The organism is Stenotrophomonas sp. 78350_Sma, from assembly GCF_056482105.1.
This window is the reverse complement of sequence record NZ_CM151182.1, coordinates 3683707-3703789: the sequence shown is the minus strand read 5'-3', so window position 1 is coordinate 3703789 and position 20083 is coordinate 3683707. Positions and strand designations below refer to the sequence as shown.

16 protein-coding genes are annotated in these 20083 nt (G+C 67.3%); 9 read left to right on the top strand and 7 right to left on the bottom strand.

The genetic code is table 11. The features are described 5' to 3' along the window. Nucleotides 1–85: 85 nt before the first annotated feature. Together ACZK4H_RS17160 and cysK are read right to left on the bottom strand one after the other, a co-directional pair. Complete coding sequence (locus ACZK4H_RS17160; protein WP_099555127.1) at nt 86–685, bottom strand: O-acetyl-ADP-ribose deacetylase; 600 nt, start codon at nt 683–685, stop codon at nt 86–88. A 211-nt stretch (nt 686–896) separates the two neighbouring features. Next, entirely contained in the window at nt 897–1856 is a 960-nt protein-coding gene (cysK, locus tag ACZK4H_RS17155) for a cysteine synthase A (protein ID WP_049427425.1), read from the bottom strand. Between the two features lie 207 nt (nt 1857–2063). On the opposite strand from cysK, the gene ACZK4H_RS17150 reads away from it, so the two are divergent. The 8 genes from ACZK4H_RS17150 (at nt 2064) to ACZK4H_RS17115 (ending at nt 13846) form a co-directional block, all read left to right on the top strand. Beyond that, nucleotides 2064–3047: a LysR family transcriptional regulator gene (locus ACZK4H_RS17150; protein ID WP_010481448.1), complete on the top strand. Its 984-nt coding sequence runs from the start codon at nt 2064–2066 to the stop codon at nt 3045–3047. Nucleotides 3048–3637: 590 nt separating this feature from the next. Further along, nucleotides 3638–4069, top strand: a complete 432-nt coding sequence (locus ACZK4H_RS17145; RefSeq protein WP_099553808.1) for a DUF2946 family protein — start codon at nt 3638–3640, stop codon at nt 4067–4069. A 71-nt stretch (nt 4070–4140) separates the two neighbouring features. Continuing rightward, nucleotides 4141–6204 (top strand): TonB-dependent copper receptor, encoded by a 2064-nt coding sequence (locus ACZK4H_RS17140; RefSeq protein WP_099553777.1) that lies wholly within the window; start codon nt 4141–4143, stop codon nt 6202–6204. A 312-nt stretch (nt 6205–6516) separates the two neighbouring features. Next, complete coding sequence (locus ACZK4H_RS17135; RefSeq protein ID WP_099553775.1) at nt 6517–7623, top strand: efflux RND transporter periplasmic adaptor subunit; 1107 nt, start codon at nt 6517–6519, stop codon at nt 7621–7623. Further along, entirely contained in the window at nt 7620–10745 is a 3126-nt protein-coding gene (locus tag ACZK4H_RS17130) for an efflux RND transporter permease subunit (RefSeq protein ID WP_099553772.1), read from the top strand. The genes ACZK4H_RS17135 and ACZK4H_RS17130 overlap by 4 nt, the downstream gene beginning before the upstream one ends. After that, the gene (locus ACZK4H_RS17125; protein ID WP_099553770.1) at nt 10738–11319 is read left to right on the top strand and encodes a GNAT family N-acetyltransferase; all 582 of its coding nucleotides are present in this window, start codon (nt 10738–10740) and stop codon (nt 11317–11319) included. Before ACZK4H_RS17130 ends, ACZK4H_RS17125 begins: the two co-directional genes overlap by 8 nt. A 180-nt stretch (nt 11320–11499) precedes the next feature. After that, nucleotides 11500–13020 (top strand): alanine/glycine:cation symporter family protein, encoded by a 1521-nt coding sequence (locus ACZK4H_RS17120; protein WP_099553768.1) that lies wholly within the window; start codon nt 11500–11502, stop codon nt 13018–13020. Then, entirely contained in the window at nt 13013–13846 is an 834-nt protein-coding gene (locus tag ACZK4H_RS17115; RefSeq protein WP_099553766.1) for a TrmH family RNA methyltransferase, read from the top strand. The genes ACZK4H_RS17120 and ACZK4H_RS17115 overlap by 8 nt, the downstream gene beginning before the upstream one ends. Nucleotides 13847–14010: 164 nt before the next feature. Here the strand turns inward: ACZK4H_RS17115 and ACZK4H_RS17110 are convergent, their stop codons facing one another. The 4 genes from ACZK4H_RS17110 to ACZK4H_RS17095 form a co-directional block, all read right to left on the bottom strand. Next, nucleotides 14011–15432, bottom strand: a complete 1422-nt coding sequence (locus tag ACZK4H_RS17110; protein WP_099553764.1) for a M28 family peptidase — start codon at nt 15430–15432, stop codon at nt 14011–14013. Nucleotides 15433–15675: 243 nt separating this feature from the next. Beyond that, nucleotides 15676–16080: a large-conductance mechanosensitive channel protein MscL gene (gene mscL / locus ACZK4H_RS17105; protein WP_093999605.1), complete on the bottom strand. Its 405-nt coding sequence runs from the start codon at nt 16078–16080 to the stop codon at nt 15676–15678. A gap of 55 nt (nt 16081–16135) precedes the next feature. Beyond that, nucleotides 16136–16852 carry a fumarylacetoacetate hydrolase family protein gene (locus ACZK4H_RS17100; RefSeq protein WP_099553762.1) on the bottom strand — a complete coding sequence of 239 codons (717 nt, stop codon included), beginning with the start codon at nt 16850–16852 and terminating at the stop codon, nt 16136–16138. A 75-nt stretch (nt 16853–16927) separates the two neighbouring features. After that, the gene (locus ACZK4H_RS17095) at nt 16928–17209 is read right to left on the bottom strand and encodes a hypothetical protein (RefSeq protein ID WP_005410817.1); all 282 of its coding nucleotides are present in this window, start codon (nt 17207–17209) and stop codon (nt 16928–16930) included. Nucleotides 17210–17387: 178 nt separating this feature from the next. On the opposite strand from ACZK4H_RS17095, the gene ACZK4H_RS17090 reads away from it, so the two are divergent. Beyond that, entirely contained in the window at nt 17388–17723 is a 336-nt protein-coding gene (locus tag ACZK4H_RS17090) for a Rieske (2Fe-2S) protein (protein WP_099553760.1), read from the top strand. A gap of 506 nt (nt 17724–18229) precedes the next feature. Here the strand turns inward: ACZK4H_RS17090 and ACZK4H_RS17085 are convergent. Continuing rightward, entirely contained in the window at nt 18230–20077 is a 1848-nt protein-coding gene (locus tag ACZK4H_RS17085; RefSeq protein WP_099553757.1) for an SLC13 family permease, read from the bottom strand. Between the last annotated feature and the right edge of the window lie 6 nt (nt 20078–20083).

Here is a 20083-nt window from a genome sequence, read left to right as displayed (position 1 = left end):
CCACGCCATGCGTGGATGACATCGACGGTGCAACGGAAAAGGCCGGGCAATGCCCGGCCTTTTCCTTTCCATGCTGCGTCGCGTTTCAATGCGCGGCGGCAAGGCCTGCATCGCCGAGCGGCGGCAGCAGCGTGCCGCGTGGCTCGCTTTCCGTGCTCTGTCCGGCGGTGGCCAGCGCCTGCTGGTAGGCCTTGGCAGTGGCCGTGTTGAACGCGACCAGCACGATGCGCATCGGTTGCGCGTGGCTGCGCTGCCATGCCAGCGTTTCCGTCACCGCGATCTGTGCAGCCTGGTACAGCGGATAGCCATACACGCCGCAACTGATGGCCGGGAACGCGATCGACTGTACGCCCAGCGACTCGGCAAGCTGCAGCGATTTCCAGTAGCAGTTGGCCAGCAGTGCCGGTTCGTCGCGCTGGCCGTCATGCCAGACCGGACCGACCGTGTGCAGTACGTGGCGTGCCGGCAGCGCATGGGCACCGGTGGCGCGCACTTCGCCGGTCGGGCAACGCACGCCCGGGCGCAGCTCCGGCAACTGCTGGCATTCGGCCAGCAATGCGGGGCCGGCTGCACGATGGATCGCGCCGTCGACACCGCCGCCACCGAGCAGTGTTTCGTTGGCCGCGTTGACGATCGCATCCACCGCCAGGGTCGTGATGTCGCCCTGCCAAACTTCGATCTTCATGCGTCCGTCTCCTGCCTGTGAGGTGATCCGCGCAGCATCTGCGCCGGCTGTTCCCACGGTAGGGGACAGGGCATCGATACTGCGTCATGACCGTCTCACGCGCTGCGATCCGACGGCCTTCATGCACGATGGCGGGCGACGCCTTCACGCAGGCTGAAGCAGAAGGGGGTCAGAGCCCTTTCCCGACGGGAAAGGGATCCGACCCTGTGCATCACGGCAGGCCGGCCAGCCACTCGTCGTCGGAGCCTTCATTCACATCGGCAAACAGCGGCGTGGAGAAGTAGCGCTCACCGGTGTCCGGAAGCATGGCCAGAATCACTGAACCCGGTTCGGCGCGTGCGGCCACGTCCAGTGCGCTGGCCACAGTAGCGCCGGCGGAGATGCCGACGAAGATGCCTTCCTCCGCCGCCAGCCGGCGCGCGGTGGCGATGGCGCGGTCATCATCAACCGACACCAGTTCATCCACCACATCGCGGTTGAGTACGTCGGGCACGAAATCCGGGGTCCAGCCCTGGATCTTGTGCGGCTTCCAGTCATCGCCCTTCAGCAGTGCGGCGCCGGCCGGCTCGGTGGCGATGATGCGGGTCTGCGGGCGCGCGACCTTCAGTACTTCGCCCACGCCGGTGAGCGTGCCACCGGTGCCCCAGCCGCTGACGAAGTAGTCCAGCCGCTTGCCGGCAAAGTCGCGCAGGATTTCGGCGGCGGTGGTATTGCGGTGATACGCCGGATTGGCCGGATTGGCGAACTGGCTGGCCAGGAACCAGCCGTGCTGCTCGGCCAGTTCGCGCGCCTTGCGCACCATGCCGCTGCCGCGTTCGGCGGCTGGGGTCAGGATCACCTTCGCGCCATACGCGCGCATCAGCTTGCGACGCTCCACCGAGAAGGTCTCGACCATGGTCGCCACGAACTTGTAACCACGTGCCGCGGCGACCATCGCCAGCGCCACGCCGGTGTTGCCCGAGGTGGCCTCCACGATCGTGTCGCCGGGCTTGAGGAGGCCGCGCGCTTCGGCGTCGAGGATGATCGCCAGTGCCAGGCGGTCTTTCACCGAGCCGCCCGGGTTGAACGACTCGACCTTGGCGTAGAGGCTGACCTGCGGCGGCGCCAGGCGCTGCAGCTTGACGATGGGGGTGTTGCCGACGGTATCGAGGATGGAGTCGTACAGGGCCATGGAAGCGCTCCGGGAACGGGGCCGCGCCGGACGCCGGCGGGCGAAAGGGGAGGGCTGGCTGTTCAGGCCAGCGGCTGCCGGCTGACCGTAGCGCCGGCATATGACGCCCGGAAATGACCAGATACCTTTCTTAAACAACCTTTGGTTATAAGCTGGTGACGGCAATTGACCCTAGAGTGGACCTCCGCCCCACGCCGCCTGCCTCCCATGACGCTGACCCAGCTGCGCTACCTGGTTGCCATCGCCGACGCCGAGCTGAACATCACGCTGGCCGCCTCGCGCGTGCACGCCACCCAGCCCGGCCTGTCCAAGCAGCTCAAGCAGCTGGAGGACGAGCTCGGCTTCCTGCTGTTCGTGCGCAAGGGCCGCAGTCTGGAGTCGGTCACCCCGGCCGGCACCGAGGTCATCGCCCGCGCCCGCGCGGTGCTGGCCGAGGCCAACAACATCCGCACCTACGCGGCCAACCAGCGCCGCGAGAGCCAGGGCCAGCTGATCCTGACCACCACCCACACCCAGGCGCGCTTCGTGCTGCCGCCGGCGGTGGCGGCGATCAAGCAGGCCTACCCGCAGGTGAGCGTGCACCTGCAGCAGGCCGGTGAAGCCGACGCACTGGACCGCCTGAACCAGGGCGATGCCGATATCGCGATCATCAGTACCGCCGGTGGCGAACCCACCGATGGCATCGCGGTGCCGCTGTTCCGCTGGCGCCGGCTGGTGGTGGTGCCCAAGGGCCATCCACTGGATCGCGCCGGTCGTGCGCCGGACCTGGCCGCGCTGGCCCGCCAGCCGTTGATCAGCTATGAATCCTCGACACGGCCGAACTCGTCGCTGCAGCGCGCCTTTGCCGCAAATGGGCTGGTGCCGGACCTGGCACTGACCGCGCTCGATGCCGACCTGATCAAGACCTACGTGCGTACGGGTCTGGGCGTGGGGCTGCTGGCCGAGATGGCGGTCAGTTCCAACGACGAAGACCTGAGGTCGTGGCCTGCTCCGGATCCGATCAGCGAGTGCATCGCCTGGGCGGTGCTGCCGCGCGACCGCGTGCTGCGCGATTACGCGCTGGAGCTGGTGCACGTACTGGCACCGCAGATCGATCCGCGTGACCTGCGGCGGGTGCTGGATGGCAACCAGGCGGCCGCGTGGCCGGTGCCACCGACCTGGGAGTCACTGACCCAGACCATCACGGTGTGAGGGTGGGTCGGGCAGGGCTGCGCCCTGCACCCGCAGAATCAACGGCAACGTCAATGGCAAAAGCTTGCATTCCGTGGGATGGCGGGGCGGTGTCGGAGTGCGGGGACGCCGTGAACCCGTCCCTGGGGGCTTGGCAGCCGCATCCATGCGGCTGACACCCCGCACTCCGACACCGCCCCACCTCTGACAGATTCCGATGGCTGTTGGTAGGTGTCGACCTTGGTCGACACGGTAGATCCACGCCATGCGTGGATGCTTTTCGATTCCAATTCGAAATATTCGATTCCGATGGAGATTCATCCACGCATGGCGTGGATCTACTGCAGATCGCAGAGATCTGTCGAAGGCGGGGTGGGTCCGGTTGCGGGAGTGTCCGCGGCATGGATGCCGCGGCCAAGCCCCCAAGGACGGGTTTACGGCGTCTCCCGCAACCGGACCCACCCCGCCTACCCACAGGAAACCGCTTTTGCTTTTTGCTTCGGCTCTTGCCGTGGTCTCTGCGGGTGCAGGGCGCAGCCCTGCCGATAACCCCCCCTTCCTGCGACCGTTCGTCGCACGGGCAACCCTGGACCCGGCTCTACACTAGCGGGGTGACCCGCCTGTCCCGCCCGCAACGCCTTCTGCTCCGGCTCGCCATCCTGGCGACGCTGCTGATGGTGCTTGCGCCACTGGTCAGCCGCGCGCTGCAGGCGCACCCGATGGACCACGCTGCAATGGCGGGCATGGACCACGCCGCGATGGGCCATGACATGCACGGCATGGCCATGGCCGGGCACGATCTACACGGGGCCACGCCGGCAGCGCCTGACCGCCCGGCCGACCCCCACGCCATGCATGGCGAAGCCTGCGAGTACTGCGTACTGGCCATGCGCCTGCTGCCATGGCTGGCGGTGCTGGTGCTGCTGTTGCCGCTGCTGTGGCGGCCGCGCCTGGTGTTCCCGTGGTCACAGCAGGTGCTGCTGGCACTGCGCTGGCCGGCGCACGCCGCACGTGGGCCACCGCCCCCCTCCATCGTCCGCTGATATCCCCATGAATCTGCCGCACGACGCCTGCCCGGGCGCCGTGCGCGCGTGCGTACTTTGGAGCTGTTCCGATGAAAATGACTTCCCGCCCCGCGGGTGCCCGTGCGCGCCTGCCGGTTGCCCTTGGCCTGGCCGTGGCCGCGTCACTGGCCCACGCTGCGCCCGCCGACGAGGCGCGCACCCTCGACACGATGGTGGTCACCGCCGCCGCACCGTCCTCGCCGCTGCACTGGGTGACCGATCCGCGCCTGCCGCGGCAGCCGGTGCCGGCCAGCGACGGTGCCGATTACCTGAAGACCGTCCCCGGCTTCTCCGCCATCCGCAATGGCGGCACCAACGGCGACCCGGTGCTGCGCGGCATGTTCGGTTCGCGGCTGAACATCCTCAGCAACGATGGCAACCTGATCGGTGCCTGCCCGTCGCGCATGGACAATCCGTTGTCCTACATCGCGCCGGAGAGCTTCGATCGGTTGACCATCATCAAGGGCCCGCAGAGCGTGCGCTGGGGCGCAGGCGCCTCGGCCGGCACCGTGCGTTTCGAGCGCGATACGCCGCGCTTCGAGGAACCGGGCCTGCGTGCTGATGCCAGTGCGCTGGTTGGCTCGCGCAACCGCAACGACCAGGTGCTGGACCTGACCCTGGGCAACCCGACCGGCTATGTGCGCGCCAGCGGCAACCGGTCCGAAGCCGATGACTACAAGGACGGCCACGGCGATGTGGTGCCGTCGAAGTGGCGCAAGTGGAACGGTGACGTGGCCATTGGCTGGACGCCGGATGCCGACACGCTGCTGGAGATCTCCGCCGGGGCCGGTGATGCGATCGCGCGCTATGCCGGGCGTGGCATGGACGGCGCCGCGTTCGAACGCACCAGTTACGCGGCACGCTTCGAGAAGCGCAACCTGCCGGGCGCGTGGGACACGGTGCAGGCCAACGTGTACTACAACGAAGCCGACCACGTGATGGACAACTACACGCTGCGCACGCCGAATCCCAACAGCATGATGCCGATGCCGATGGCGTCGAACGTGGACCGCCGTACCCAGGGCGGCCGGGTCAGTTCCGAGTGGCGCTGGCAGGACGTGCAGCTGGTGGCGGGGGTGGATGGCGAAGACAGCCGCCATCGTGGACGCATGGGCATGGGGCGTGACACCTACAGGCAGGCCGACTGGCAGACCGATGCCAACTTCCGTCGCTATGGCGTGTTCACCGAACTGACCCTGGGCGCCGGCACCGACCAGCGCTGGATCAGTGGTCTGCGCATCGATCGCGCCAGCGTGCGCGATGAGCGGCAGTCGATCCGCGGGATGATGGGGAACATGCCCAATCCGACCGCAGGCCAGCGTCGCAAGGAGTGGCTCGGCAGTGGTTTCCTGCGTTACGAGCAGGACCTGGCCGACGGCCTGACCTGGTATGCCGGTCTCGGCCACAGCCAGCGCATGCCCGATTACTGGGAGCTGTTCTCGCCCGATCACGGTCCGGCCGGTGCATCGAACGCCTTCGCCGGCATCCAGCCCGAGCACACCACCCAGCTCGACGTCGGCCTGCAGTACAAGGGCCCACGCGTGCAGGCCTGGGTCTCGGCCTACGCCGGGCAGATCCAGGACTACATCCTGTTCACCTATCACGGCAGCGGCATGATGGGCATGAGCCAGGCCAGCAACATTGATGCGCGCATCGCCGGTGCCGAGGCGGGGCTGGAAGTAAGCCTGGCCGAACAGTGGAAGCTGGGGGGCACGCTGGCCTACGCGTGGGGCGAGAACCGCGACCAGCAGCGTCCGCTGCCGCAGATGCCGCCGCTGGAAGCGCGCCTGAGTGCGAACTGGGAAGGCCAGCGCTGGAGTGCCGGGGCACTGCTGCGTGCGGTCACCCACCAGCACCGCGTGGCCGACGGTCAAGGCAACGTGGTGGCCCAGGACCTCGGGCCGAGTGCCGGTTTCGCCACGTTCGCGCTCAACGCCGCGTACCGTTTCAGTTCGCAGCTGCAGCTCAGCGCGGGCGTCGACAACCTGTTCGACCGCGCCTACAGCGAGCACCTGAACCTGGCCGGCAGTGCCGATTTCGGCTTTCCGGCCGACCCGGTGCGCATCAATGAGCCCGGGCGCAGCCTGTGGATGAAGGTGAACTACCGGTATTGACCAACGTGCGGAACGGTAGCGCCGGGCCATGCCCGGCGTTGCTGCCGGACAAAAAAACGGGGCCGGATCCCCGCCAGGATCCGCCCCCTGCCCAACGCCCTCCGTCGGGCAGCTTCGACTCTACGATGGCGGCACCGGCGATGGGTAGCTGGATACACCCCGACACACGCCGACACTGCCAGGGGCAGCCTTGCACGGAACGGGTTCAAGGCGCTATCACGGCTTCGGTTCCACGCCGGTAAACGCTTGGCACATACCGCTTTTGCGGGCCCTTGCCTACACTCGGCGGCCGTGGATCAATCAGGACCGTTCATGTTGGCTCGTATCGCTTCGACCCTGGCCCTTGGCCTCAGCCTGGCTGTGCTGGCCGGGTGCGCAGGCAAACAGGAGGCCGCCGCACGTCGGCAGGGCGAAGCGGTGCCGGTCACTGCGCAGGTGGTGCAGCCCACGTTGTGGAATGACACCCTGCAGGCGCTGGGCACGGCCAAGGCGCGCGAGTCGATCAGCGTCACCGCCAAGGTCAGCGAAATCGTCGAGAAGGTGCATTTCGAAAGCGGCCAGCACATTGCCGCCGGTGCACCGATCGTGACCCTGCGCGGGCAGGCCCAGGAAGCGGCGCTGGTGCAGGCGCAGGCCACCTTCCACGAAGCCGACCAGCTGTACAAGCGGCAGCGCGAACTGGCCACGCAGCGGCTGGTGTCCAGCGCCACGCTGGATACGCAGAAGTCGATCCGCGATGCCGCCGAGGCGCGGGTGACGCAGATGCAGTCGGACATCGGTGACCGTCGTGTGCGCGCGCCGTTCGCCGGCGTGCTTGGCATCCGCCAGGTCAGCCCGGGCACGCTGCTGACGCCGACCACGGTGATCGCCACGCTCGACGACATCGAGCACATGCACATCGATTTCCAGGTGCCGGAAGTGGAACTGGCCGCACTGGGCGTCGGTGACAAGGTCAGCGCCACCAGCGTGGCGTGGCCGGGCCGCAGCTTCGAAGGCGTGGTCAGCACCATCGATGCACGTATCGATCCGGCCACCCGTGCGGTGACCGTGCGTGCCGACTTCGCCAACGGCGACCACGCACTGCGCCCGGGCATGCTGCTGGACGTGCGCCTGTTCCGTCCCGAGCGCCCGGCGCTGGTGGTGCCGGAAATCGCCGTGGTGCAGGTGGGCCGCGATACCTTCGTGTACCGCATCAAGAACGACGACAGCGTCGAGCGCGTGGACGTGGTGACCGGTGCTCGCCGTGCCGGCGTGGTCGAGATCAAGCAGGGCCTGGACGCCGGCCAGCGCATCGTGGTCGATGGTACCGGCAAGCTGCGCCCGGGCCTGAAGGTCGCGGCCAAGGATGCGGCACCGGCCAGCGGTGCGAAGCCGGCTGATGCGCCGGCTCCGGTCGCGGCCGAGGGCCACGGCGGATGAAGCTGTCCGACATCTCCATCCAGCGGCCGGTGTTCGCCGTGGTGATGAGCCTGCTGCTGCTGGTGCTGGGCGTGATGTCCTTTACCCGCCTGACCCTGCGCGAACTGCCCGCCATCGATCCACCGATCGTGTCGGTGTCGGTGGACTACACCGGCGCCTCGGCGGCCGTCATCGAAAGCCGCATCACCCAGGTGCTGGAAGATGCGCTGGCCGGCATCGAAGGCATCGATACCATCAACGCGCGCAGCACCAACGGCCGTTCGCAGGTCAGCATCGAGTTCACCTCCAACCGCGATATCGAAGCGGCGGCCAACGACGTGCGCGATGCGGTCAGCCGCGTCGCCGACCGCATGCCGGAAGAAGCGCGGCCGCCGGAAATCGCCAAGGTCGAGAGCGATGCCGACCCGATCATCTGGTTCAACATGGTCTCCTCGACCATGGACACGCTGGAACTGAGCGACTACGCCGACCGCTACGTGGTTGATCGCTTTTCCAGCCTCGATGGCGTGGCCCAGGTCCGCATCGGCGGCCGCCAGCGCTATGCGATGCGCATCTGGCTGGACCGTGACCAGCTGGCCGCGCGCGGGCTGACCACCGGCGATGTGGAAACCGCACTGCGCAACGAGAATGTGGAACTGCCGGCCGGCCGCATCGAGTCGACCGACCGCGATTTCACCCTGCGCGTGGAGCGCAACTACGTCAAGCCGGAAGACTTTGCGACCATCCCGCTGGGCAAGGGGCGCGACGGCTACGTGGTGCGCATGGGCGACGTGGCGAAGATCGAACTGGCCTCGGCCGAGCGTCGCGCGTACTACCGCAGCAACGGTGAGCCCGGCATCGGCCTGGGCATCGTCAAGACCTCCACCGCCAACTCGCTGGACGTGGCGCGCACCGCGCGTGCCGAAGCCGAACGCGTTGCGCTGTCGCTGCCCAAGGGCACGCAGATCTTCGTGGCGTTCGACAACACCACCTTCATCGAAGCTGCCGTGGACCGCGTCTACGCCACGCTGGTGGAGGCGATGATCCTGGTGCTGGCGGTGATCTGGCTGTTCCTCGGCAGCTTCCGCGCCGCACTGATTCCGGCGGTGACGGTGCCGGTCTGCCTGGTGGCTGCGTTCATCGCACTGTATGCGTTCGATTTTTCGATCAACCTGCTGACCCTGCTTGCCCTGGTGCTGTGCATCGGCCTGGTGGTGGACGACGCGATCGTGGTGGTGGAGAACGTGCAGCGCCGCATCGACCTGGGCGAGCCCCCGCTGGTGGCCTCCAAGCGTGGTACCACGCAGGTTGCCTTCGCGGTGATCGCCACCACCGCCGTGCTGGTGGCGGTGTTCCTGCCGGTCGGTTTCCTGGAAGGCAATACCGGCCGCCTGTTCCGCGAACTGGCGGTGGCGCTGGCGGCAGCGGTGGCGTTGTCCGCGTTCGTGGCGCTGACGCTGACGCCGATGATGGCCTCCAAGCTGCTCAAGCCACACACCGGGCAGGCACCGCGCGGCCTGCATGGCTTCATCAACCGCAACCTGGAACGCCTGGCCTCGGGCTATGGCCGCGTGCTCGACCACCATGTCGACCGCACCTGGATCTATCTGCTGGTGATGGTGGCCGCGCTGGCCGCCAGCTGGGGCCTGCTGAAACTGCTGCCATCGGAGCTGGCGCCAGCCGAAGACCGCGGTTCGTTCCAGATCATGATCGACGGCCCGGAAGGCGCCGGCTACGACTACACCGTGCAGCAGGTACAGCAGGTGGAAGCGCTGCTGGCCCCGCACGTCGGTCCGGACAAGCCGATTGTGCGCGCCAACCCGCGCGTACCCGGCGGGTGGGGCGCCAGCGAGGAAATGCATACCGGCCGCGTCAGCATCTTCCTGCAGCCGTGGCGCCAGCGCAGCGAGGGCACGCCGGAAGTGGCCAATGAGCTGCAGAAAGAACTGGACACCATGCGCGGCGTACGCGTTCGCACGCAGGTGGGCGGTGGCCTGGTGCGCAGCGGCGGCCAGCCGTTCCAGATCGTGCTGGGCGGCCCGGAATATGCCGAGATCGCGCAGTGGCGCGACCGCATCCTGCTGCGCATGGCCGACAATCCCGGCCTGGTCGGCCCGGATTCGGACTACAAGGAAACCCGGCCACAGATGCGGGTGAACATCGACCGCCAGCGTGCGGCCGATCTCGGCGTGCCGGTCACCGCGATCGGTTCGGCGCTGGAAACCATGATGGGCTCGCGCCGCGTCACTACATTCGTCGACAACGGCGAGGAGTACGACGTGCTGGTGCAGGCCGGTCGCGATGGCCGTGCCAGCCCGGCCGACCTGGCCGCGATCCGCGTGCGTGCCACCTCCGGCGAGCTGGTGCCGCTGTCCAACCTGGTCACGCTCAGTGAAGTGGCCGAGGCGGGCACGCTGAACCGCTTCAACCGCCTGCGCTCGATCACCATCACCGCCGGCCTGGCGCCGGGCTATCCGCTGGGCGAGGCCATCGCCTGGGCGCAGAACGTGGCCCGCGAAGAGCTGCCGCAGTACGCGCAGGTGAACTGGAAGGGCGAATCGCGCGAATACCAGAGTGCCGGTGGCGCAGTGCTGCTGACCTTCGCCATGGCCCTGCTGGTGGTGTACCTGGTGCTGGCCGCGCAGTTTGAAAGCTTCATCCACCCGCTCACCATCATGCTGACAGTGCCGCTGGGCGTGCTCGGCGCGCTGGTCGGCTTGTGGGTGAGCGGGGGCACGGTGAATCTTTTCAGCCAGATCGGCATCGTCATGCTGGTGGGCCTGGCGGCAAAGAACGGCATCCTCATCGTCGAATTCGCCAACCAGCTGCGCGATGACGGGCGCACGGTACGCGAGGCGATCATCGAATCGGCGATGGTGCGCCTGCGCCCGATCCTGATGACCTCGATCGCCACCGTGGTCGGCGCGATCCCGTTGGTGGTGGCCGGTGGCCCCGGCTCGGCCAGCCGTGGCACCATCGGCATCGTGATCATCTTCGGCGTGACTCTTTCGACCTTCCTGTCTCTGTTCGTGGTGCCGGCGTTCTACGCGCGGCTGGCCCCGTACACGCGTTCGCCGGAAGCGGTGAAGCGCGAGCTGGAGAAGCAGGAAGCGGAATCGCCCTCGGTGGGTGGTCATGCCTGACCGGCCCGCCGACGGGGTCGGATCCCTTTCCCAAAGGGAAAGGGCGCTGACCCCACTTCGAGGCGACGGCTTCCAGCTGCGCCCCTGGCGCCCGGATGATCTGGAATCCCTGTTGCGCCACGCCAACGACCCCGACGTGTCGCGCGGCCTGCGCGACCGCTTCCCGTACCCGTACACGCGCGCCGACGGCGAGGCCTTCCTCGCCGGTCGCGTGCTCACGCCGGGTACCCTGAATCTGGCCATCGAGATCGATGGCCAGGCCTGCGGCAGCGTCGGCGCCCAGCAGGGCAGTGCCGAGCGCGGTCATATGGCTGAACTCGGCTACTGGCTGGGCCAGGCCTACTGGGGCCAGGGCCTGATGACCCGCGTGGTCGGCCTGTTCGCGCCGTGGGTGATGGATGAGCTGCGCCTGTTCAGGCTGCAGGCCGGGGTAGTCGACTTCAACCTCGGCTCGGCGCGGGTGCTGGAGAAGAACGGCTTCCAGGAAGAGGGCGTGGACCGCTGCGCGGTCTACAAGCGCGGCGAACTGCACGACCTGCGCCGTTTCGCCCGGGTGCGCACCCAGCTGCCCTGAACACGCAGGCTGGCCGCTGTAGAGCCGAGCCCATGCTCGGCTGCCCTCGGGGGCCCAAGCCGAGCATGGGCTCGGCTCTACAAAACAGCGCTACCGCAGCGGCCTTCGATCAGGGAGAATCGACCGGTCCCCTCCAGCCGACGGGACGTCCTTACAACCCGCCGACTGGAGAGAGCGCGCGTGGAAGCTACCGTACATTTCATCAACAGCATCATCTGGAGCAAGGCACTGATCTTCATGTGCCTGGCCGCCGGCCTGTTCTTCAGCCTGCGCACCCGCTTCATGCAGATCCGCGGCTTCTTCGAGATGTGCCGCCTCACCGTCAAGGGTGAGAAATCCGACGCTGGCGTGTCCTCGTTCCAGGCCCTGGCCATGTCGATGGCCGGCCGCATGGGCATCGGCAACATCGCCGGCGTGGCCACCGCCATCGCCTTCGGCGGCCCGGGTGCCATCTTCTGGATGTGGGTGATGGGCTTCCTCGGCGCGTCCACCTCGTACGTGGAATGCACCCTGGCGCAGATCTACAAGACCAAGGACGCCGAAGGCCGCTACCGCGGTGGCCCGGCGTACTACATCGAAAAGGCCATGGGCCTGAAGTGGTACGCGCTGGCCTTCGCCATCGCCACGATCATCGCCGCCGGCTTCCTGATGCCGGGCGTGCAGGCCAACGCCATCGCCGACAGCATCATCAACGCCTGCCGTGGCACCGCACTGTGCGGCCCGCTCGATGGCCAGGCCTTCGGCATGGAGTCGGTGCAGGCGCTGAAGCTGGGCATCGGCATCGTCGTGGCCCTGCTGCTGGGCGTGGTGATCTTTGGTGGCGTCAAGCGCATCGCCAACTTCGCTGAAGTGGTGGTGCCGTTCATGGCCGCCGGTTTCATCCTGATGGCCATCGTCATCATGATCATCAACTACGATCGCGTGCCGGAAATGTTCGGCATCATCTTCAAGAGCGCCTTCGGCACCCACGCCGCATTCGGCGCGATGATGGGCCTGGCGGTGGAGTGGGGCATCAAGCGCGGCATCTACGCCAATGAAGCCGGGCAGGGTTCGGGCCCGCACGCGGCGGCCGCTTCGGAAGTCTCGCACCCGGCCAAGCAGGGCTACGTGCAGGCCTTCGCCATCTACTTCGACACCATGATGGTGTGCACCGCCACCGCGTTCCTGATCCTGGCCAGCGGCACCTACAACGTGTACTCGCCGGCAGGTGCCGGCGCCCCGCCGATCTTCCAGGGCCTGGCCGGCATCCCGGAAGGCGCGGGCTACGCCCAGGCCGGCGTGGAAGCGGTGCTGCCGGGCTGGGGCTCGGCGTTCGTCTCGATCGCCATCTTCTTCTTCGCTTTCACCACCATCATGGCGTACTACTACATGGCCGAGACCAACCTCAGCTATGTGAACCACAACAAGAAGCGCCCGCTGACCGTGCTGCTGCTGCGCCTGGGCATCATCGGCATGGTGGTGTTCGGTGCGTTCCACAATGCCACCCTGGCCTGGGCGCTGGGTGACATCGGCGTGGGCCTGATGGCCTGGCTGAACATCATTGCCATCCTCATCATCCAGAAGCCGGCCATGCTGGCCCTGCGTGATTACGAACGACAGAAGAAGCTCGGCCTCGATCCGATCTTCGACCCCGATGCCCTGGGCATCAAGAACGCCGATTTCTGGCGTCAACGCAAGCTGGAGTTGTCCCGTAGTGAATGATCCCTGGAAGAATGCCCGCCGCCCGTCGTCGCGACCGCCGCGGGCCACCCCGCTGCCTCCGCGTGAGGGCGGCACCCCGCCGCCGCCGGGGCGCGGCAACGACGAACTGCGCCTGTATGGCTGGAACGCCGTGCAGGCGCTGTTCGCCAAGCGCCCGCAGGCGCTGCGCAAGCTGTACCTGGTGGACGCGCTGATTCCGCGCATGCAGCCGGTGCTGAAGTGGTGCGTGGCCAACCGCGTGGGCTATCGCGTGGTGGAGGAGGGCGACCTCAACAAGCTGGCCGCTACCACGCACCACGAAGGCCTGGTGGCCGACGTGCTGCGCGCGCCGGTCGTGCCGCTGGCACAGTGGCTGGCCGATCTGGAGCAGGGCCCGGCGCTGGCGTTGTGGCTGGATGGTGTCGGCAACCCGCACAACTTCGGTGCGATCCTGCGCTCGGCCGCGCACTTCGGCGTCAAGGCGCTGCTGCTGCCGGCCGGCAGCACGCTGGCGCTGTCCGGTGCTGCCGCACGCGTGGCCGAAGGCGGTGCGGAATCGGTGCCGCTGGTGCAGTTGCCGGAGACTGCAGAGGCGATGGCGCAGCTGCGCAGTGCCGGTTTCGGTCTGGCCGCAACCCTGGTCGAGGGCGGTGATGACGTGTTCCGTGCGTCGCTGCCGTCGCGTCTTGTGTACGTGATGGGCGCTGAAGGCGAGGGCATGGACCGCAGCCTGGCCAGTCAGTGTGACCAGCAGCTGTCGATTCCCGGCAGCGGTGCGGTTGAAAGCCTGAATGTTGCTTCCGCCACGGCCGTGCTGCTGGCGCAGTGGGCAAGTCGCCGCGGCTGAGTGACGCCCGGTGGGTGCGAACCTCGGTTCGCACCGCTTTTCCCGTTGCGCTCGCCGGGCATGGCCCGGCACTACCGATGCAGGATCTGCGGTGGTGGATGCGAACCTTGGTTCGCACCGCTCCTGCCGCTGCGTTCGCCGGGCATGGCCCGGCGCTTACCGCATCATTCGTTCGGCGGCGTGGTCGCCTTGGCCTCGCTGCCGAAGCTGCCATCGGCTTCCGCCGCCAGGTACGCGAACACGGTGTATGCGGCCACGTTCTGCGCCAGCGCCTTCGGGTCGATCTTGTCCAGCGTGTCGTCGGCGGTGTGGTGCAGGTGGAAGTAGTCCGATCCGTCCTGCGCCAGCCACGCCCACGCACCGCCCTTGGCGGCCAGCGGGCCGACGTCCGGGCCCGGGCCCCCCTTGTCGGCCTGGTACTCGATCCCCAGCGGCTTCATCACTTCGGCAATCTGCCTGGTCGCTTCGCGCGAGCCTTCAGGGTTCGGCGAACCGGTATTGAAGGCATAGATGCGGCCGGCACCGAAGTCACTCTCGGCAGCCAGCTGGTGCAGGGCCACGTCCTTGGCATGCGCCTCGGCGTAGGCCTTGCCGCCGTACAGGCCCTGCTCCTCGTTGGCGAAGGCGATCACGCGGATGGTGCGCTTCGGTGCCTGCTTGAGCAGGCCGATCAGGTGGCCCGCAGCCATGGTGATGCCCACGCCCGCGCCGTCATCCACCGCGCCGGTGCCCAGGTCCCAGGAATCCAGGTGACCGCCGATCACCACCACTTCCTTCGGCAGGCTGCGGCCGGTGATCTCGCCGATCACGTTGTACGAGGTCGCCGTGCCATCCCAGCCGCAGTCCAGCGCCACCTTCACCGTGGTGCTGCCACGGGCCAGCAGGCGGGCCAGCTGGTCGGCATCGGGCACCGACAGCGCGGCTGACGGCACCGGGGTCAGGCCATCGTCAAAACGGGTGATGCCGGTGTGTGGCACGCGGTGCGAATCGGTACCGGCCGAGCGCATCAGGAAACCAACCGCGCCCTTGCGGATCGCCTCGGACGGGCCCTTGCTGCGGATCGCGCCGCCACGGCCATAGTCGCGGCCATCGCGGAACGGCAGCATCTGGTAATCGACGAAGGCGATCTTGCCCTTCAGCGAACCGGCGGGCGCGGCCTGCAGGGCGGCCAGGTCGGCGAAGCGCACCACCTCGGCTTCCACCGTGCCGCCCGGGCTGCCGCCCAGCGCCGTGATCTGCAGCGGCTGCGGGTTCCTGCCGGTCACGGCAGCATGTTCACTGCGGCGCTCCCACTTCGGGAAGGTCACCGGTTCCTTCCACACCTTGTCGAAGCCCAGTGCCTTGAACTTGGCCTCAGCCCAGGCCACGGCGCGGGCGTCGGCTTCGCTGCCGGCGATGCGCGGGCCGATCTCGGTGGTGAGCGACTCGACCACCTTCCAGCCGGTGTCGTCGGCCAGTGCCTGGTCGCGCAGCTGCGCAGCGGTGGCCAGAGACGTCGGGGGCAGGGTAGTGGTGTGCGGCGCCGCAAAGGCCGGAGCGGCCAGCAGGGCGAGGGAGGATGCGATGGCAAGGACGCGGCGACGCATGGGCAACTCCGGAAGGGACCAAGCCTTGGAGCTTAACAGTCGTTCAGCCCGGCGCATGGGCGGGAGGTCATGGCTGGCGCGAACGCTGTTTTCCGCCATGACCGGCAAAGCGAAAGCCCCGCCGGAGCGGGGCTTTCGTGTGCTTCTGTAGAGCCGAGCCTATGCTCGGCTGCCTTTTGCAGATCAGCCGAGCGTGGGCTCGGCTCTACAGATGGGAGGGACGCCAGTCGGCGCCCGATCCCCTTACTTCTTCAGGCTGTCGCGGATCTCGCGCAGCAGCACCACTTCCTCGGCCGGAGCGGCCGGAGCGGCTTCCTGCTTGCGCGACAGGCGGTTGATCGCCTTGACCACCAGGAAGATGGCGAAGGCCACGATCACGAACTGGATCAGCGTGTTGATGAAGTCGCCGTAGCCGATCACCACGGCCGGGATTTCCTTGCCGTCGGCACCGATGCTGGCCGGTGACAACGTCCACGCCAGCTGCGAGAAATCCACCTTGCCGATCAGCATGCCCAGCGGCGGCATGATGATTTTCTCGACCAGCGCGGTCACGATCTTGCCGAAGGCCGCGCCGATCACCACGCCGACGGCGAGGTCGATGACGTTGCCGCGCATCGCGAATTCCTTGAACTCGGTGAGCATTCCCATTGTTGTTTTTCTCCGGTGGGGGAAGTGGACAGCGCGCAGGGTAGCGCAGGTGGTGTCAGCCGGCGATCACGCCGTGGCGCTCGGCCACGTTCTCCAGGCGCGCGCTGAAGCGGTCGCCCGGCTTGAGTGCTGCCACGCCGGACGGGGTACCCATGAACACCAGGTCGCCGGCACGCAGCTGCCACAGCTTGGACAGCTCATGCAGGATCTCCGGCACGTTCCAGATCATCTGGTCGAGCAGCGCCTGCTGGCGCACTTCACCATTGACCTCCAGCGACAGGTTCAGCGCGGCCAGGTCGCCGACTTCCTCGGCGTGGACGATTTCGCTGATTGGCGCGGAGGCATCGAAACCCTTGGCAGCATCCCACGGGTGGCCCTTGTCCTTGGCCGCAGCCTGCAGGTCGCGGCGGGTCAGGTCCAAGCCGACGGCGTAGCCGTAGACCAGTGCTTCGGCATCGGCCACGGCCAGCTCGCCTGCGGGCGCATCACGGCCGATCGCCACCACCAGCTCCACTTCGTGGTGCAGATTGGCGGTCGCCGGCGGGTAGGGGATGGCGTCGTCATGGCCGACCACGATCGCATCGGCCGGCTTGCTGAAGAACATCGGGCGGCCACGGTCATCGGCCGCCGGCACCGCCGCGCCCATTTCGCGGGCGTGGTCGGCGAAATTGCGGCCGACGCAGTAGATGCGGTGCACGGGGAAACTGCCGCCACCGGCTACCGGTACACGCGGCAGGGCTACGGCAGGGATCACATCGGAGACATCGGACATGCGGGCATCCAGGAAGGGCGTGCCCGCAGTCTAGAACGCATGGCGCCCGCCGTCAGCGGGCGCGGAGCACGTGGATCAGCGCGAGGCCGGCAGCACCGGCTTGCGCACTACGCGGTACTCGCCTTCGACCACCGTCGGATCGACAGGACGGGCAACGCCCGGCTTGCGCGAGGCCAGCAGCTTCCACGCCAGGCCGACCAGGATCATCGCTGCACCGACGAACACGCCGATGAACACCATCGCCGCCAGGATCGCCAGGCCAAGCAGGCCCACGGCAACGCGCACCAACGGATGGCGCGGCTTGCGCGGCGCGAACAGGGTGCGGAACTGGTTGAAGGCGGATGCGCGATTGAACATGGCGGCTCGATAGGCTGGGATCAGCGAAACCAAAGTATCGGGACGTGCCACTGTCATTGAGTGAAAAACTCGTTAAATATAGCCTGTGCTTATTACGGATCAATGACTTGTGTTCATGTCGCAGCCAGTCACCTGAGCAGGCATGCGACAATTCCGGTTTACCGTCCGAGCCTTCGCCATGACTACCGCCGCTGCCCTGATCGCCCTTGAAGCCATTGCCGATGGCGCGTTTGCCGAGGTCGAAGCGGTGGTCGATGGCGATGCCGAGTCGCTGGTGCTGTACCGCGACGGCGGGCAGGTCCGTGCCTTCCTGAACATCTGCCCGCACGCCGGCCGCCGCCTGGACTGGGCCCCTGGCCAGTTCCTGAAGAGCCGCGAGGGCCACCTGGTGTGCGCCGCGCATGGCGCCTCGTTCGCACTGGACAGCGGCGACTGCATTGCCGGCCCGTGCAAGGGCGACCGCCTGCGCGCCGTGCCGGTGGACGTGCGTGACGGGCAGGTTTACCTGGCCTGATGTAACCGGTGTGCGAACCAAGGTTCGCACCCACAGGATCAATGGGTATCCAGAGATTCATCTATGCATGGCGTGGATCTACTGTGTCGACCAAGGTCGACACCTACCGAAGCGATGCACGACGCCGTTCTGGCAGATGGATGTGCGCGACGGGCAGGTCTATCTGGCTTGAGGCAACCGGCGTGCGAACCAAGGTTCGCACCCACAGGATCAATGGGTATCCATGGATTCATCCACGCATGGCGTGGATCTACTGTGTCGACCAAGGTCGACACCCACCAGCAGCACAGAATGCCGTTCCGGCAGATGGCAGAAATCTGTCGAAGGCGGGGTGGGTCCGGTTGCGGGGGTGTCCGCGGCATGGATGCCGCGGCCAAGCCCCCATGGACGGGTTCACGACGTCCCCCGCAACTGGACCCACCCCGCCATCCCACGGAATGCACGCTGTTGCTGTTGCTTCGGCTTCTGCGGGTGCAGGGCGCAGCCCTGCCAACAAACCCCAACCCTCAGAACATCAGGTTGATCATCAGCACCACCACGCAGGTGTAGATCAGCGACAGTGGGCCGCCGACCCGCCACATCTCGCGCGGGGTGTAGTTGGCCGGGCCGGTGATCATCGAGATCACTGGGTTGGAGGCCGTCATCAGGTTGTTGGATGCCGACAACGCCACGATCAGCGCGAACGCGGTCGGGTTGCCACCCGCCGCCAGTGCCAGGTTCACCGCAATGGGCACCATTACGATGGTCGCGCCCACATGGCTGATCACCAGCGAGAACGCCGTGGTCAGCAGTGCCAGCGCCACCTCCAGCACCCACACCGGAATGCCGGTGGGCAGCTTGTCGATGGTATGGCCGGCCACCCATGCCGCCGCACCACTGGAGTCCATTGCCCAGCCGAGCGGAATCAGCCCGGCCATCATGAATACCGTTTTCCAGTTGATCGAGGCATAGGCCTCGTCCATGCGCAGCACGCCGGTCAGCAGCATGCCGGCCACGCCGGTCATCAGCGTCAGCGCCACCGGCAGCTTGCTGGTCAGCGCGATCAGGATGGTCAACGCGAAGATCGCCATCGCGATCTTGAACTTGTGCGGTCGCTGCTCGCCGGTCGGGTAGTCAGTCACCACCACGAAGTCGCGGCTCTTGGCCGCCTGTGCCAGGTCGGTCCAGATGCTGTGGAAGACCAGCATGTCGCCGGCACGCAGCTGCACGTCGCGCACGTCCTCGCGGATCACCTGCTTGTCGCGGTTGATCGCCAGCAGGCTGATGCCGCGCTCCTTGCGCAGGCGCAGGTCGGCCGCGCTCTTGCCGATCACGTTCGAGGTCGGCGGCACCACCGCCTCGGAAATACCGGCACGGCTCGGGTTGAACAGGTCACCCAGGTGCTTCAGGCGCGAAGACATGCGCAGGAACTGGTTCTGCGCGAAGTCGTTGATCTGCTCGCGCGGGCCCATTGCACCGAGCACGCTGCCGACCCAGATGCGCATCTCCGCAGGCGGTGCCAGGCGGGTGTCATTGCCGGTCTTCAGCGCCAGCAGCAGCGGGGCATCGTGCAGGTTCTCGGCCTCGCCCAGGGTCATGCCGACCAGCGGGCTTTCAGCACTGACCACCAGCTCGAACACATCACCTTCGATGCCGTAGGTTTTGGCGAAGTAGCTCTCGGTGCGTGCCGGCGTGACGCCGTCGTTGACCAGGCTTTCTTCTTCAACCAGCTTGCGGTCGCCGTAGTAGCGGAAGTACAGCAGCGAGGCGATCAGCAGGGCCACACCGATCGGCAGCGGCGCGAACATGCGCAGCGGCTCGATGGTGGCCAGGCCCGAGGGCAGGTTGTTGTTGGCCGAGGCCAGCAGGTCGTTCAGCAGGATCAGCGGCGAGTTGCCGACCATGGTCAGCGCGCCGCCCATCACGATCGCTGCCGAGATCGGCAGCAGCAGGCGCTGCATCGTCAGGCCGGTGCGCGCCGCCAGTCGCGAGGCGACCGGCAGGTACAGCGCCATCACCGACGGGTTCTGCATGAAGGACGAGTTCAGGCCGGCGATGGCCGTGGTCATCATCAGCAGCCGCTGCTCGACACCATGGCCGCGCCGCAGCAGCCACGCGGCCAGCCGGTTCAGTGCCCCGGTGCGGTCCAGGCCGGCACCGAGGATGGTGGTGGCGATGATGCTCATCACCGCGTTGCCCGAGAAGCCGCCGAAGATTTCCTCCGGCGCGATCAGCCCGGTGACACCGAGCACCACCAGCACCACCAGCGCGACCACGTCGGCGCGGATGCGCTCGAACAGGAACATCGCCATCGTGAAGCCGACCAGCCCGAGCACGAGCTTCATGTCGTTGGTCAGCGTCAGCGCGGTATCCATGTGGGG